We start from the raw sequence: 13417 nt of genomic DNA, 5'->3' as shown, positions 1-13417 counted from the left end.
AGGGCAGGCCGGGACCTGCCGGAACGCGGGGGAACGCGGATCAGGGGAGCGGCGGGTTGTTCCAGCGCGGCGGCGCCACGATCACCTGCCCCTCGCCGCGCAAGCGGTCAGCCCCCTGCGCCACCTCGGCCACGACTTTCAGATTGCCCACGTTGCTCGCCGTCATACGGCGCGCCGGATTGGGGCCGGCATCACCCGGCACGAATACGCCACTTGCCTGATCCATGAGACCCGCGAACTTGACATCCTCGTCGCGCACCGAGGTCTCATCAAACGGCTCCACCGACCAGGTCGCCGGCACCACGCCGATGCGGAAGTCGTCCTCCGTGCCGGCCTTGCCATCCGCGCCAGCCGCCCAGGCCTCGGCGTCGAAACGCGCTTCGACCTTGGCCGTGGGCGTGCCGTTGCCGCCGATACGGGCGACTGCAAACGCGGGACTGACCTTGAGCGCCGCGATGCTGTCGTACAGCGCAAGACTGCCGCCCGAGGCCTGACCCACGGCCACCGTGTGCACCCCGCGCGCGGCCGCATCGGCCTGCACACGGACCACGACCTCGGAGGTGGAACGCTTCACCGTCTCGAGCAATTTCACCCCCTGGGGCAGCGCCACGTCGCCCGTCAGGCCGGAACCGACGATGCGCAGCTCGACGGTCTCACCCGCCTTCAGGTAGGACGGATGCACCGCCAGCACACGGCTGTTGCCCGCCTGCTGCAGGCTGGCCACCACATCGGCGCCGACCTCGTCCTGATCGCGCAGGAACATGCGCCCACGCATCACGCCGTCCTCGACCGCGAACACCTGACGCATCGGCGTGCCGTCGACCACCAGATCGCCACGCCACTCATAGCCGGTGTAGATCAACGCCTGGCCCTTTCCCTTCATCGCCTTGCCGTCGTCCCAACGGCCTTCGAAGGCGAGCGTGTAACGATCCTGCCCCTCGCCCGGCGCCACCTTCATCACACCCGAGAAGCCGCCGCGGCCGGTCAGGTGGCCGCTCATGCTCCACTCGCCCTTGACCACTTGCGGGCCACGGGCCTGCCAGTTTTTCCAGGCCTCCGACTGCAGCGGCAGCTTGTCTGCCAGTTCGGGCACCATCTCCTTGAGCGCAATGCCGAACCAGTCACGATCGCGCCCAAGCGCCTGATATTCGGTGGTGGGGAACTGACCGAGGTGGAAATGCACCAGGTGCTCCCACTCCTCGGCAGGTCGACGCTGCAGCATCACCCGCGCACCGGAATGGCAACGCGCGCACATCTGCGTGAATTTCTCGGACTCGAAGGCCTCGACGGTATTCAGCCGGCGCTCGAGCGCGTAACGCACGCCCTCGGTCTCGGCAGGAGCGAGGCCCTGCTTGTCGGCCAGGTACTTGACCACTGCGCGGCGCTCTTCATCGGTGATCTTCAGGCCGTGCACGATCTGCATGCGCGCAACCGACATCAGCCAGCCTTCGGGGGTCTTGCGCTGATGGCTGACGCGACTGACGCCGTCATCACTCTCGGTGTGACAGGGCAGGCACTTTGCGCGGATCAGCGCCTCGGTAGAGCTGTAAGCCGGCGGTGACGCCAGCGAGATGCCAAGCATGGCCACACTGCTCATCGCAGTGGCGAGCATTTTGATTTTCAAGACCGGATCTCCTCTTCATATCCTTTGATGAAGCGTCCCCGCGGCGGGTCGGCCTTGCCGCCTCGTACGCCGGGAACACTGCAGCACTGCGCAGACTGAAGGCGAAAACGGACATCGATCGCAGCGGGCGATCCGATCCTGTCTCCTCCTCGCACCACCGCCGAACGGCGCACGAGATCCGCTTGCAGCCCTTCTTCGAGAGCCTGCGCAGCAACCACCACTGCCTGTGCCTGTACCGATCGGCGTCGGGTTCATGCACGGGGTGATTGCATCGTATGCAGTCGCCCCTTTGGGCGTTATCCTAAAACGGCAAGCCGTCGGAACAGCCCAGGTTGCAAAAGGACGATCGCCCGTGCCATCCTGAATCGCCGCCGGAAAATCCGGAAACGAGCGTCGCCCGGTGTCTGTGCGACGCTACGGGCACACACATAACGACAAGCACGATCGCACGACGATCGAGAGAGGATGAGACATGGTTGCCACCGCCACTCGGCGTTTGCCGAGAAGGTGCAGGCGATGACCCCGCCTGGCCACAGCGCGGACAGACTCCCCTATTGCTGCACCCTGCGCGACACCCTTGACGCGGACGAGCACGCTGCGTGCCTCACCAACTGGCAGCAGCGCTACGATCAGCTCACCGCGGGCTCGTTCGCGGGGGTGTTCGAGGAGTTCTGTTTCGGCCGGCTGCAGCTGTTCCGCGAGGGTCTGAACCAGTCGGTTCATCAGGTCGGCGGCGCCTGGCCCGGATCGCGCACCTTTGCAGTGCCGATCGCGATCGAAGGTACAGGCTCGTTCGGCGGCGCAGCCTACGACGCGGAATCAATGCTGACGCTCGGCGGCAGCGACGAACTCGACTTCCGGACCCCGCGCCGGCTGGAGATTCTCGCGTGCACGGCGGACTCGTCTGCGCTCAACGACTACGCCATGCAGGTGGATCATCGCGATCTCGAAGCCGAACTTGCAGGGCACAGGCTCGCCCCGACCACGCCGGAGGGAATCAGCCTCCTCGGCAGCCTGCTGGCGACAATGATGACGGGCCTGCGCGCGACGCCCGAACTGCTCAAGCATCCGCAGATGCGCAAGGCGATGGAACAAGCCGTGTTCGCGACCCTGCTCGACAGTGTGTCGACGGGCACCGCCCGGTCAACTGCAGCGCCCTGTTGCAGCGCGCGCCAGCAGTTGGTCGCGAGGGCGCGGGCCTACATGGAAGCCCACATCGACGAGGTAATCACCGTAGCCGACCTGTGCATCGAACTCGGCGTGTCACGCCGCACGCTGCAGTACAGCTTCCAGGACGTTCTCGACCTCAACCCGGTGAAATTCCTGCGCGCCATACGCCTCAACGCGGTACGCCGAGCGCTGAAGGCTGCGGATCAGAGCCGCGGCGCGACGGTTGCCGACATCGCCGCGCGCTGGGGTTTCTGGCATCTGTCGCACTTCTCGGCCGAATACAAGGCGATGTTCAGCGAGTTGCCGTCGGAGACCCTCAAGCGACCAGGCTGACGGCGAGCGCTCCTGAAATAAAAATAACTTCTTCGGTCATTAGCCCAAATCGGCAAAAAGACGGGCAAAAAAAGTTCCCCGATCGCCCTCAGAAGTGATCAATTCAGCCAAGCTTGCGCCCGCATCCAGTCGAGCAGCGCACGCGCACGCAATTGATCGAACCCGAACCGGCTCATCAGCAGGGCCTGTTCTGCCTCCCCGTCCTGCCCGACGCCCCCATGCGAACGCAATGCGTGGAGCACCGGCGCAATCAGGATTCCATCGACGCGCCACACGCCGAGCGGCTGATCCGGCGTCACCACCACGTCTGCCTCGGCGATTCGTCCATCGCACACCACCGGCCGATGCGCGAGGCTGACAGCGTCGGGGGTCACGGCAACGTGGAGCGGCTCGGCGTCGGGCCAGCCACGACGCGCGGCCCAGAACGGGGCCTGCGGCCAGCGCGTCTCCCGGGCATAAAAATCCCGCCCGATGCGGGCAAAGCGGTAGAACAGATGCTCGATCCGCTGGCAATGAAACTGCTGCGCCAGCGCCGCAAGGCTGCGATCGTGGCGCAGGGTGGCCACCACCGCCGGGGCCTGCAGGGCAGAGGACAAGGCCTGGAAGATGCCGTTTCCGGACAGCGGGTCGACCGCCATCGCGGCATCGCCGACGCGGATCCAGTCATCGGCCACGAGGGCCTCGTTGAGCACTGCCGTGCTGGTGCGAGCATGGGGCTCGCCAACCGGCACCGCGTCGCGCACGAATGGTTCCGCCGCTTCGAGAGCGCGAAAGCGCGCACTGCAATAGTCGCCGAGCGCCTTCTTGGGCGGCAGGGTCGTGCTGGCCACATCGATCGTGAGTTGCAGGTAACGCCGCCCGTCACCCAGCGCCGCCATCCACACCCAGCCATCCTCGCAGCTTTGTACCGCCGATCCTGCCGCTCCCGGGGGGCCCTGCCAGTACTGCAAGAGTGAAACCGTCTCGACTCCGCGCACCCGCGGAACGCCGCCTCCTGGTGCAGCACGGCCACGTGCCTCGACGAGGAAGTCCGCGCCCAGCGTTCTCCGCCCGCGCTCGGTGTCGACCTCGATCTCATGCTGGCCCGGTGCAGAATGCAGCGCCGTCACCCGGCCGCGCACCACGCTGACGCCCAGGCGCTGCAGATCTTCGAGCAAACCCTGATCGAAGCGCTGGCGGTCGACCAGACTCTCGGTGTTGGCCTCGGTGTAGGCACCGTCCCAGTTTGCCCGCCGCGGCGAGGGCGGCGCGAAAGCCTGCAGCGCCTGCCGCACATCCAGCGCGCGCAGGGCCTCGATCACCCGCGCGGACACGCCTTCAACCGCAGCAAATCGCCGAGGTTCTCCCACCAGCGTCACCGGCTCGCCCATCCGCGCCAGTCCGATCGCTACCGCAGCCCCTGCCGGGCCCGCGCCGACGATGACGATGCCTTCACCTGCCATGCTGCCGCTCCCTTGGATTATCGACGCCGTGGTGACGCGCCTGCGCATGCAGCCACGCGCGAAGCGAAGCCGCATCGCCGCCAGCGACGAAGTGCTGCGCAACCGCGCCCGTCAGCCAGGCGCAGGCCATGCTCGCCCCCGCCCCGGCCAGCCCTCCGTCCAACGGCCGCACGTGGGCGCCAAAGTCGGCGTGCCCGGCGCCAAGGTCGGCGAGTTCGGCGGGCGCGCAACGCGCATCGCCAGTGACCCGCAGCACGCCGTGAAACGCGGCCGGATAAACCGGCTCTCCACGTGCGGGCGCCGCCGCACAAAGCACGACCCCAGCCGCCAGGGCACGCGCACAAGCCTCTGCCAGTTCGGGCCGCGGTTCGCGCAGACCGAGGCTCAGATTGACAAGACGTGCGCCGCTGGCGACTGCCCAGTCGATCGCTGCCGCCACCTGAGCCGCGGTCGTGGTGAGACGTGCGCGGAAAACCTGGGCGACCACGAGCTCGGCCTGCGGAGCGCAGTGAAGCAGGATGTCCGCCACGCGGCTTCCATGATTGAGGACATCCATCTCGACAGGCACGTGGAGAACCTCCGATCCAATCCGTTCGAAGGCCGCGGAGGCCGCCACCTGCGGCGCATGAACGGCGGCACAGCCGCTGTCGATCACGCCGATGCGGACCGAGATCGACATGGCTAAACCCGCTCCCCAAGCTGCTGAAGCACCTCCAGGCGTCCGTTCTCCAGGCGCACGCGCAAGTCGCAACCGCTCAATGTTGCCGCACGATGACTGATCAGGATGCGGGTACGTCCGGCGAACAGGGTGTCGACCTCGGCGATGATTGCGGCCTCGGTGGCCTCATCCACCGCCGAGGTCGCCTCGTCGAGCACCAGCACGCAGGGCTCCTGCAACAACGCACGGGCGATCGCGATGCGCTGGCGCTGACCGCCCGAGAGCTGCTGGCCGCGCTCGCCGAGCGGCGTGTCCAGGCCCTGCGGCAGGCTGGCAACCAGGGCGTCGAGATGCGCGCGCCGCGCCGCTTCAAGCACCGCGTCGTCATCGGCGTGCGGCGCAGCGTAGCGAATGTTGGTCGCCAGCGACCCCCGGAACAGCACGATGTCCTGACTCACCACGGCCACCGCACGACGCAGTTCGCCGAGTGGGATCACGCGCAGATCCGTACCGTCGAGCAGGATCGTCCCGCCTTGCGGATCGTAATGTCGATGCAGCAGATCGATCAGCGTCGACTTGCCGACACCCGAGGCGCCCGTGAGCGCCACCTTGCTGCCGGCGGGGATCGTCAGCCGGGCACCATCAAGCACGGCCTCCGATCGTTCCTGATGGCGAAACGTGACCTCGTCGAACGTGAGGTTTCCCCGCCAGGACGGCAAAACGGCAGTTGCCCGGGCATCCTCCGCGACGTCGGCCTGCGCTTCGCGCAGCTCGCTGACCCGCATCAGGCTCACGCTCATGCGCTGGATCGCAACATAGAGGCCGAGCAGGCTGTTGACCGGACCGGTCGCCATGCCGAGGTAGGTCGAAAATGCGATCAGCGCGCCGAGCTGCCAGGTGTCGTTTATCACCCACCAGCCGCCGATCATGAAGGCCGCGGCGCGCGTCAGCGAGGTGAGCGTGGACGGCACTGCATGCGTCATGAACTCGGTGCGCTGCAGGCTCAACAAGTCGTCGAGATAACGTACGCCCAGGCCATCGAGGCGGGCGCGCTCGTCACTCTCACGCCGTGAAGCCTGGATGAACTTCATCGCTGGCAGGGTCTCGACCAGGAAGCTCGACAGGTCGGCCGCGCGCTCGCGCACGGTGCGCGTACGCGACTCGACCTTGCGCCGCATCCAGCGTAGCCAGACGGTCTCGAGCGGGACGAGCACGAGCACCAGCAAGGACAACTGCCAGGACAGGCTCAGCATCAGCGCCAGCGCCCCGACGAGGCCGATCACGCTGCTGACGGCGGCGAACAGGCTGTCCACCGCAAAGCGCTGGATCTCGGCCACGTCGCCGTCGATGCGCGACAGCAGATCGCCCATGCGTTGACGGCCGTAGAAAGTGGGCGACAGTGTCTGCAGGTGGCGGTAAAGGTCACTGCGCAAGGCAAACAGGATCGTGCCGGACAACCGGGTGTGAAGCTGCCGGTTCACCCCCGCGAGTACGGTGCCGACGATCCCCACCGCGACCATGCCGCCAGCGACCTTGAGCAAGGTTCCGTAGTCCCGCGCCAACAGACCGTCGTCAATCAGCAGCTTGGTCAACCACGGCTGCAGCAGGACCAGCAGGGTAGCGACGAAGGACAGCAGCAGCAGCCCGGCGATCCTGCGCCGCTGCGGACGCACGAACCCATACAGCCAGCGCAGGCCGCGGGCCAGTTCCTCCGGCCGTTCGGCGTGGATCAGCTTTGCGAGCATGACATCGGCACAACCCCGGATCCGCGCGACCGATTGGCGCGGCGGGCCCCTCTGCATCCGGATACCAGTCGGTCGTCATCACGCATGGCTCAGCTCACCACCAGCGCGCCGTGCTCACGCCGCGCCACGCCCGCCCGCTCCAGCTCCTTCACCAGCCAGCCCGCCAGCGCGTCCGGGCTCAGCCCGAGGAAGCGCCGGTTGGCCTCGCGGTAGAGCGGCGTCTCGGCGAGGTGCTGCGGCAGTTCGTCGAGCGCCATGCTGCGCACGTCGAGCAACCTGAAGGTGATGCAGGCGCGGATGGCGTTGCGCGCCATGCGTGCGCCGTCGGCCTCGAAGGCGCGCAGGCGGGCGAAGGCGCGCTCGAGCGCATCGTCGAACTCGGTGAAGGGGGCGCCATGGCCGGGGATGACGATATCGACCGCGAGCCGGCCGATGCCTTCCAGCGTGCGCCGCGTCTCGCCGAGCCCGTCGCCGGTGCCGAGCACGTCGGCGAACAGGATGCCGAAGCCGTCGCGCCACAGCGCATCGCCCGACATCAGGATGCGGCGCTCGGCGTTGTAGTAGGCGAGCGCGTCCATGTCGTGACCGGGCGCGGCGATCGACTGCCATTCCAGCTCACCAGCAAGGAAGCGGTCGCCGGGGGCGAGCGTGGCGTCGATCTCGAAGCGCTCGCCGGCCTGGGCTGCGGTGCTCAACAGCAGCGCGGCCTCGTCCCAGTGCGTCACCGCCTGCGCCATGCCGGTCGGTACGGTGATGGTGCACCCGAAGGCGCGCTGCACGCTGGCGTTGCCGCCGATGTGGTCGGAATGCGAGTGGGTGTTGATCAGCCGCCCGAGGCGGCGCCCGTCGAGCCCCGCCCGCACCAGCGCCACCGTCTGCCCGGCGTGCGTGACGTAGCCGCTGTCGACCAGCGTCGCCTCACCGCCGTCGAACAGCAGCACGTTGTTGGCCGACAGCCAGCCGCGCTCGAAGACCTGGACGGTTTCGGGCAGGCGGGGCTGCGCGCTCAATCGCTCCCCTCCCCGACCTGCGCGGCGACATTCGCCGGCAGCGGTACGGGCTTGTCGTCAGCCTGCAGGGCCGCGGGCGGGGGCGCCACCGGCACGCCGTTGATCTCGTCTGCCGTGCGGCCGCAGCCCAGGCACACGCCCGAGTCCCAGTCGATCATGCACACGCCGACACACAGCGCATCACCGCTCATGCGCGCGTCTCCGCGGCCTGGCCAGCCTCGCCCAGCCATTCGCGGCGCTCGGCCAAGGCGGCGAGGATGCTGCGGCGATCGTCGTCGGTCGTGCGGCTCCAGCGCGTGATCTCGTCGATCGTGCGCTGACAGCCTTCGCACCAGCCGGTGTCGGGGCTCATGCGGCAGACGTTGGTGCAGGGGGAAGGAACACTCATGGGTACAGTCTCTGCTGGGATGTGGACGGCGCGTACATGCGCGCCGCCTCGTGGAATTCAGCCCCGATTATGAACGACTTACGACGCGCAGGCCGCCTTGGCGCGCTTGGCCAGCACTGCGCGCGCCACGCGCGACGCCGGCTCGCGGCCGAGCTGGGCGCTGATCCAGGCGGCGGTGTCGACCAGCGCATCGAGGTCGATGCCGGTGTCGATGCCGAGCCCGTTGAGCAACCAGACCACATCCTCGGTGGCAACGTTCCCCGACGCGCCCGCCGCATAAGGGCAGCCGCCCAGCCCGCCGACCGAGGCGTCGAACACCGCCACGCCCAGTTCGAGGGACGCATACACGTTGGCCACCGCCATGCCGTAGGTGTCGTGATAGTGGCCGGCGAGCTTGTCCACCGGCACGCGCCCGGCCACGACCTCGAGCATGCGCTGGATGCTCGCGGGCGTGCCGACGCCGATGGTGTCGCCGAGCGAGACCTCGTAGCAGCCCATGTCCAGCAGCGTCGCCGCCACGTCGGCCACCGCCTGCGGCGCGATCGCGCCCTCGTAGGGGCAGCCGACCACGCACGAGACGTAGCCGCGCACCTTGACGCCGGCCGCGTGCGCCGCCTCGGTGACCGGGCGGAAGCGCTCGAGCGACTCGGCGATCGAGCAGTTGATGTTCTTCTGACTGAAGGATTCGGAGGCGGCGCCGAACACCGCGACCTCCTTCGCGCCGGCGGCAAGCGCGGTCTCGAAGCCCTTGAGGTTGGGGGTGAGCACCGGGTAGGCGACGCCGGGCGCGGCTGCGGCGAGCACGCGCGGCAGCAGCTCCGCGTTGTCACCCATCTGCGGCACCCACTTGGGCGACACGAAGGAGGTGGTCTCGATCGCCTTCAGCCCGGCGCGCTCGAGGCGGCGCACGAGCTCGAGCTTGGTGTCGGTGGAGACGAGCTGCTTCTCGTTCTGCAGGCCGTCGCGCGGGCCCATCTCGACGATGCGGACGGATTCGGGGAGGCGGTTGTTCGCCATGGATTGCATCTCCTCAAACTTTGCCGGGCTGGAACAGCGCGTACCAGCGTGAATGTGCGGCGGACAAGGTGCCAGTCCACGGGGAGCGGGCTCTTGTGGGAGCGGGCTTGCCCGCGAAGGCAGCGATTCAGCCAGCCCTTTTCGCGGGCAAGCCCGCTCCCACAGAAAAACTACGCCCGCTGTGCAGTTCAGGCCGTCCTTGCCTCATCCAGCCCGAGCTCTTCTTTCATCTTCTGGCGGATCAGGAATTTCTGGATCTTGCCGGTCACCGTCATCGGGAAGCTGTCGACGAAGCGGATGTAGCGCGGGATCTTGTAGTGGGCGATCTGGCCCTTGCAGTACTCGCGCACCTCGTCCTCCGAGAGGCGCTCGCCCTCGCGCAGGATGATCCACGCGCACAGCTCCTCGCCGTATTTCTCGTCCGGGATGCCGACCACCTGCACGTCGAGCACCTTGGGGTGGGCGTAGAGGAACTCCTCGATCTCGCGCGGATAGATGTTCTCGCCGCCGCGGATCACCATGTCCTTGATGCGGCCGACGATGTTGCAGTAGCCCTCGTCGTCGATCACCGCGAGGTCGCCGGTGTGCATCCAGCCGCCGGCGTCGATCGCCTCCCGGGTCTTGGCCTCGTCGTCCCAGTAGCCGAGCATCACCGAGTAGCCGCGGGTGCACAGCTCGCCCGACTGGCCGCGCGGCACGATGCGGCCCTCGTTGTCGACGATCTTCACCTCCAGATGCGGCTGGATGCGGCCCACCGTGGACACCCGGCAGTCGATCGGATCGTCGGTGCCGCTCTGGAAGCTCACCGGCGAGGTCTCGGTCATGCCGTAGGCGATGGTCACCTCGGCCATGTTCATCTTGCCGATCACGCGCTTCATGACTTCGATCGGGCACGGGCTGCCGGCCATGATGCCGGTGCGCAGGCTGGACAGGTCGAACTCGGCAAAGCGCGGATGGTCGAGCGCGGCGATGAACATGGTGGGCACGCCGTAGAGGCCGGTGCACTTTTCCTGCGCCACCGTCTCCAGCACCGCCAGCGGCTCGAAGGCCTCGGCGGGATACACCATGGTGGCACCGTGGGTGAGGCAGCCGAGGTTGCCCATCACCATGCCGAAGCAGTGATACAGCGGCACCGGGATGCACAGGCGGTCGCCCGCCACCAGCTTGATCGCCTCGCCGACGAAGAAGCCGTTGTTGAGGATGTTGTGGTGCGACAGGGTCGCGCCCTTGGGGTGGCCGGTGGTGCCGGAGGTGAACTGGATGTTGATCGGGTCGTCGAACTGCAGCTTCTCGGACAGCACGGCGAGCGCGGTGAGCTCCTCGCGGCCGGGCGCGCGCAGCAGCGCGTCGAAGTTGAGCATGCCGGGCGACTCGTCCGCGCCCATGCGGATCACCATCTCCAGGCTGGGCAGGCGGTGGCTGCGCAGCAGGCCGGGTTCGCAGTGACCGAGCTCGGGCGCGAGTTCGGCGATCATCTCGAGGTAGTCGCTGGTCTTGAAGGCCGGCGACAGCACCAGCGCGCGGCAGCCGACCTTGTTGAGCGCGTACTCGAGCTCGGAGCGGCGGTAGGCGGGGTTGATGTTCACCAGCACCAGCCCGGCCTTGGCTGCGGCGAACTGGGTCAGCGTCCATTCCAGGGTGTTCTGCGACCAGATGCCGATGCGCTCGCCCGGCGCCAGGCCCAGACGCATGAAACCACAGGCGAGCGCGTCGACCTTGCTCTTCAGTTGGGCGTAGGTCAGGCGCACGTTCTGGTGACGCACCACCAGCGCCTCGCGCTCGGCGTGGCGGGCGCAGGCCTCGTCGAAGAAGCGGCCGATGGTCTGGCCGATCAAGGGCTTGGCGGATGCGCCGTGCACATAGCTCGCGGTACTGCTCATCGTGTTCCTCTCCTCATACGCCAGGGCAGCACCGGCGCTTGCCGGCCGCCAGGCTGCTTCTTCCAGACTTCCATCCTGCACCTGCAGGCTCAGGCCGCCGCTGCCGCCTCGAACTCAACCAACTCCGCACCATCGCCCACCTGGTCGCCGACACCGAAGCGGTAGGCCTTGACCGTGCCGGCGGACGGCGCGGTGATGGTGTGCTCCATCTTCATCGCCTCCAGGATCAAGAGCGGCGCGCCCTTCTCCACCTTGGCGCCCTCGGCGGCGACCAGGGCGATGACCTTGCCCGGCATCGGCGCCAGCAGGCCGCCTTCGGCGCCGCCGCCCTCGCCGCCGTGGTGCAGCGGATCGACCGCGGCCAGTTGCCACGCACGGCCCTTGGCGAAGACATGGCGGCGGCCGGCGGCGGCGATCACGGTGGCGTCCATGCGCGTGCCGTCGAGTTCGACGCGCAGCAGACCGCGCGGGTTGAGTTCGCCGCGCGCTTCGACGCTGCGGCCGTCGATCGTCAGCCGGTACGCCCCGGGCAGGTAGGCGACGTCCACCGCGTGCTCGGTCTCACCGGCGCGGAACAGCAGCGTGCGGCGCGCGGTGGCGTTCATGCGCCAGCCGTCGCGCGCGTGCCAGGGCGAGCGTGCATCGGCCGTGCGCTGGGCGCGCTTATCGGCGAGCGCGGTCTCGCGCAGCAGCTCGGCGAGCGCGGCGATCTGCAGCACCTCGTCGGGCACGCCTTCCTCGGCGGGGAAGAGGTAGGCCTTCTCGCGCTCGATCAGGCCGGTGTCGAGGTCCGCGCCGGCAAAGGCCGGGCACGCGGTCAGGCGCGACAGGAACTCGATGTTGTTGGCCACGCCCACCACGCGGTAGTCGGCCAGCGCCTGCAGCATGCGGGCGAGCGCGCGGTCGCGGTTGATGTCCCACACGATCAGCTTGGCGATCATCGGGTCGTAGTGCGGGCTGATCTCGTCGCCCTCCTCGACGCCGGTGTCGACGCGCACGTGCAGCGACTCGGCGGGCGGCGCCAGGTGCACCAGCTTGCCGGTCGAGGGCAGGAAGCCCTTGGCCGGGTCTTCGGCGTAGATGCGCGCTTCGAGCGCATGGCCGCGGATCTGCAGCTGCTCCTGCGCCAGCGGCAGCTTCTCGCCCGAAGCGACGCGCAATTGCCATTCAACCAGGTCCAGTCCGGTGATCATCTCGGTGACCGGGTGCTCGACCTGCAGGCGGGTGTTCATCTCCATGAAGTAGAACGAGCCGTCCTGATTGGCGATGAACTCGACAGTGCCGGCACCGACGTAGCCCACCGCCTTCGCCGCTTCGACCGCGGCATTGCCCATCGCCGCACGCCGTTCGGGCGTCATGCCGGGCGCGGGCGCCTCCTCCAGCACCTTCTGGTGACGGCGCTGCACCGAGCAGTCGCGCTCGAACAGATACACCACGTTGCCGTGGGTGTCGCCGAAGACCTGGATCTCGATGTGGCGCGGCTTGGTGATGTACTTCTCGACCAGCACGTGATCGTCACCAAAGCTGGAGATGGCCTCGCGCTTGCAGGAGGCGAGCAGGTCGATGAAGTCCTCCGAGCGCTCCACCAGGCGCATGCCCTTGCCGCCGCCGCCGGCCGCGGCCTTGATCAGCACCGGGTAGCCGATGGCGTCGGCCTGCTGGTGCAGATACGCCGGCTCCTGGTCGTCGCCGTGGTAGCCGGGGGTGAGCGGCACGCCGGCGGCTTCCATCAGCTTCTTGGCCTCGGACTTCGAGCCCATGGCGCGGATCGCCGCCACCGGCGGACCGATGAAGACGATGCCTGCGCGCTCGCAGGCGTGGCAGAAGTCCTCGTTCTCGGACAGGAAGCCGTAGCCGGGGTGGATGGCCTGCGCGCCGGTCTGCCTGGCGGCGGCGATGATCTTGTCGATGACGAGGTAGGACTCGCGCACCGCCGCCGGCCCGATCAGCACCGCCTCGTCGGCCAGGCGCACGTGGCGGGCGTTGGCGTCGGCCTCGGAATAGACCGCGACGGTCTTGATGCCCATGCGGCGGGCGGTCTTGATCACCCTACAGGCGATCTCTCCACGGTTGGCAATCAGGATCTTGTCGAACATGTCGTCTCCAGCTTCTTGTCGGAATTCAGAAATCTGTCTTTGCGCTATTTGCGG

Annotated in this window: 11 protein-coding genes; 1 reads left to right on the top strand and 10 read right to left on the bottom strand. The window is 67.9% G+C overall.

Annotated features, from left to right (window positions below):
• Positions 1 to 40: 40 nt before the first annotated feature.
• The gene (gene peaA, locus RBT54_RS00645) at positions 41 to 1624 is read right to left on the bottom strand and encodes a quinohemoprotein amine dehydrogenase subunit alpha (protein WP_320363069.1); all 1584 of its coding nucleotides are present in this window, start codon (positions 1622 to 1624) and stop codon (positions 41 to 43) included.
• Between the two features lie 516 nt (positions 1625 to 2140).
• On the opposite strand from peaA, the gene RBT54_RS00640 reads away from it, so the two are divergent.
• A complete protein-coding gene (locus tag RBT54_RS00640) occupies positions 2141 to 3127 on the top strand; it encodes a helix-turn-helix domain-containing protein (protein WP_320363300.1) in 987 nt (328 codons plus the stop codon).
• 98 nt (positions 3128 to 3225) lie between these two features.
• Here RBT54_RS00640 and RBT54_RS00635 read toward each other — a convergent pair whose 3' ends face one another.
• The 9 genes from RBT54_RS00635 to RBT54_RS00595 form a co-directional block, all read right to left on the bottom strand.
• Positions 3226 to 4617: a lycopene cyclase family protein gene (locus RBT54_RS00635; RefSeq protein WP_320363067.1), complete on the bottom strand. Its 1392-nt coding sequence runs from the start codon at positions 4615 to 4617 to the stop codon at positions 3226 to 3228.
• A complete protein-coding gene (locus RBT54_RS00630) occupies positions 4559 to 5248 on the bottom strand; it encodes a S8 family serine peptidase (protein WP_320363065.1) in 690 nt (229 codons plus the stop codon). The genes RBT54_RS00635 and RBT54_RS00630 overlap by 59 nt, the downstream gene beginning before the upstream one ends.
• A 2-nt stretch (positions 5249 to 5250) precedes the next feature.
• Complete coding sequence (locus RBT54_RS00625; protein ID WP_320363063.1) at positions 5251 to 6972, bottom strand: ABC transporter ATP-binding protein; 1722 nt, start codon at positions 6970 to 6972, stop codon at positions 5251 to 5253.
• Positions 6973 to 7061: 89 nt separating this feature from the next.
• Positions 7062 to 7982 (bottom strand): MBL fold metallo-hydrolase, encoded by a 921-nt coding sequence (locus tag RBT54_RS00620; protein WP_320363061.1) that lies wholly within the window; start codon positions 7980 to 7982, stop codon positions 7062 to 7064.
• Positions 7979 to 8173, bottom strand: a complete 195-nt coding sequence (locus tag RBT54_RS00615) for a DUF1289 domain-containing protein (protein ID WP_320363059.1) — start codon at positions 8171 to 8173, stop codon at positions 7979 to 7981. The genes RBT54_RS00620 and RBT54_RS00615 overlap by 4 nt, the downstream gene beginning before the upstream one ends.
• Complete coding sequence (locus tag RBT54_RS00610; RefSeq protein WP_320363057.1) at positions 8170 to 8370, bottom strand: DUF1289 domain-containing protein; 201 nt, start codon at positions 8368 to 8370, stop codon at positions 8170 to 8172. Before RBT54_RS00610 ends, RBT54_RS00615 begins: the two co-directional genes overlap by 4 nt.
• A gap of 78 nt (positions 8371 to 8448) precedes the next feature.
• Positions 8449 to 9387 carry a hydroxymethylglutaryl-CoA lyase gene (locus tag RBT54_RS00605; protein ID WP_320363055.1) on the bottom strand — a complete coding sequence of 313 codons (939 nt, stop codon included), beginning with the start codon at positions 9385 to 9387 and terminating at the stop codon, positions 8449 to 8451.
• 188 nt (positions 9388 to 9575) lie between these two features.
• Entirely contained in the window at positions 9576 to 11267 is a 1692-nt protein-coding gene (locus tag RBT54_RS00600) for an AMP-binding protein (protein WP_320363053.1), read from the bottom strand.
• 89 nt (positions 11268 to 11356) lie between these two features.
• Entirely contained in the window at positions 11357 to 13363 is a 2007-nt protein-coding gene (locus tag RBT54_RS00595) for an acetyl/propionyl/methylcrotonyl-CoA carboxylase subunit alpha (RefSeq protein WP_320363051.1), read from the bottom strand.
• Between the last annotated feature and the right edge of the window lie 54 nt (positions 13364 to 13417).

The organism is Thauera sp., from assembly GCF_034003485.1.
In the GTDB taxonomy this organism is placed as follows: Bacteria; Pseudomonadota; Gammaproteobacteria; order Burkholderiales; family Rhodocyclaceae; genus Thauera.
The sequence above is the reverse complement of the archived record's forward strand: the minus strand, read 5'-3'. Positions and strand labels throughout refer to the sequence as shown.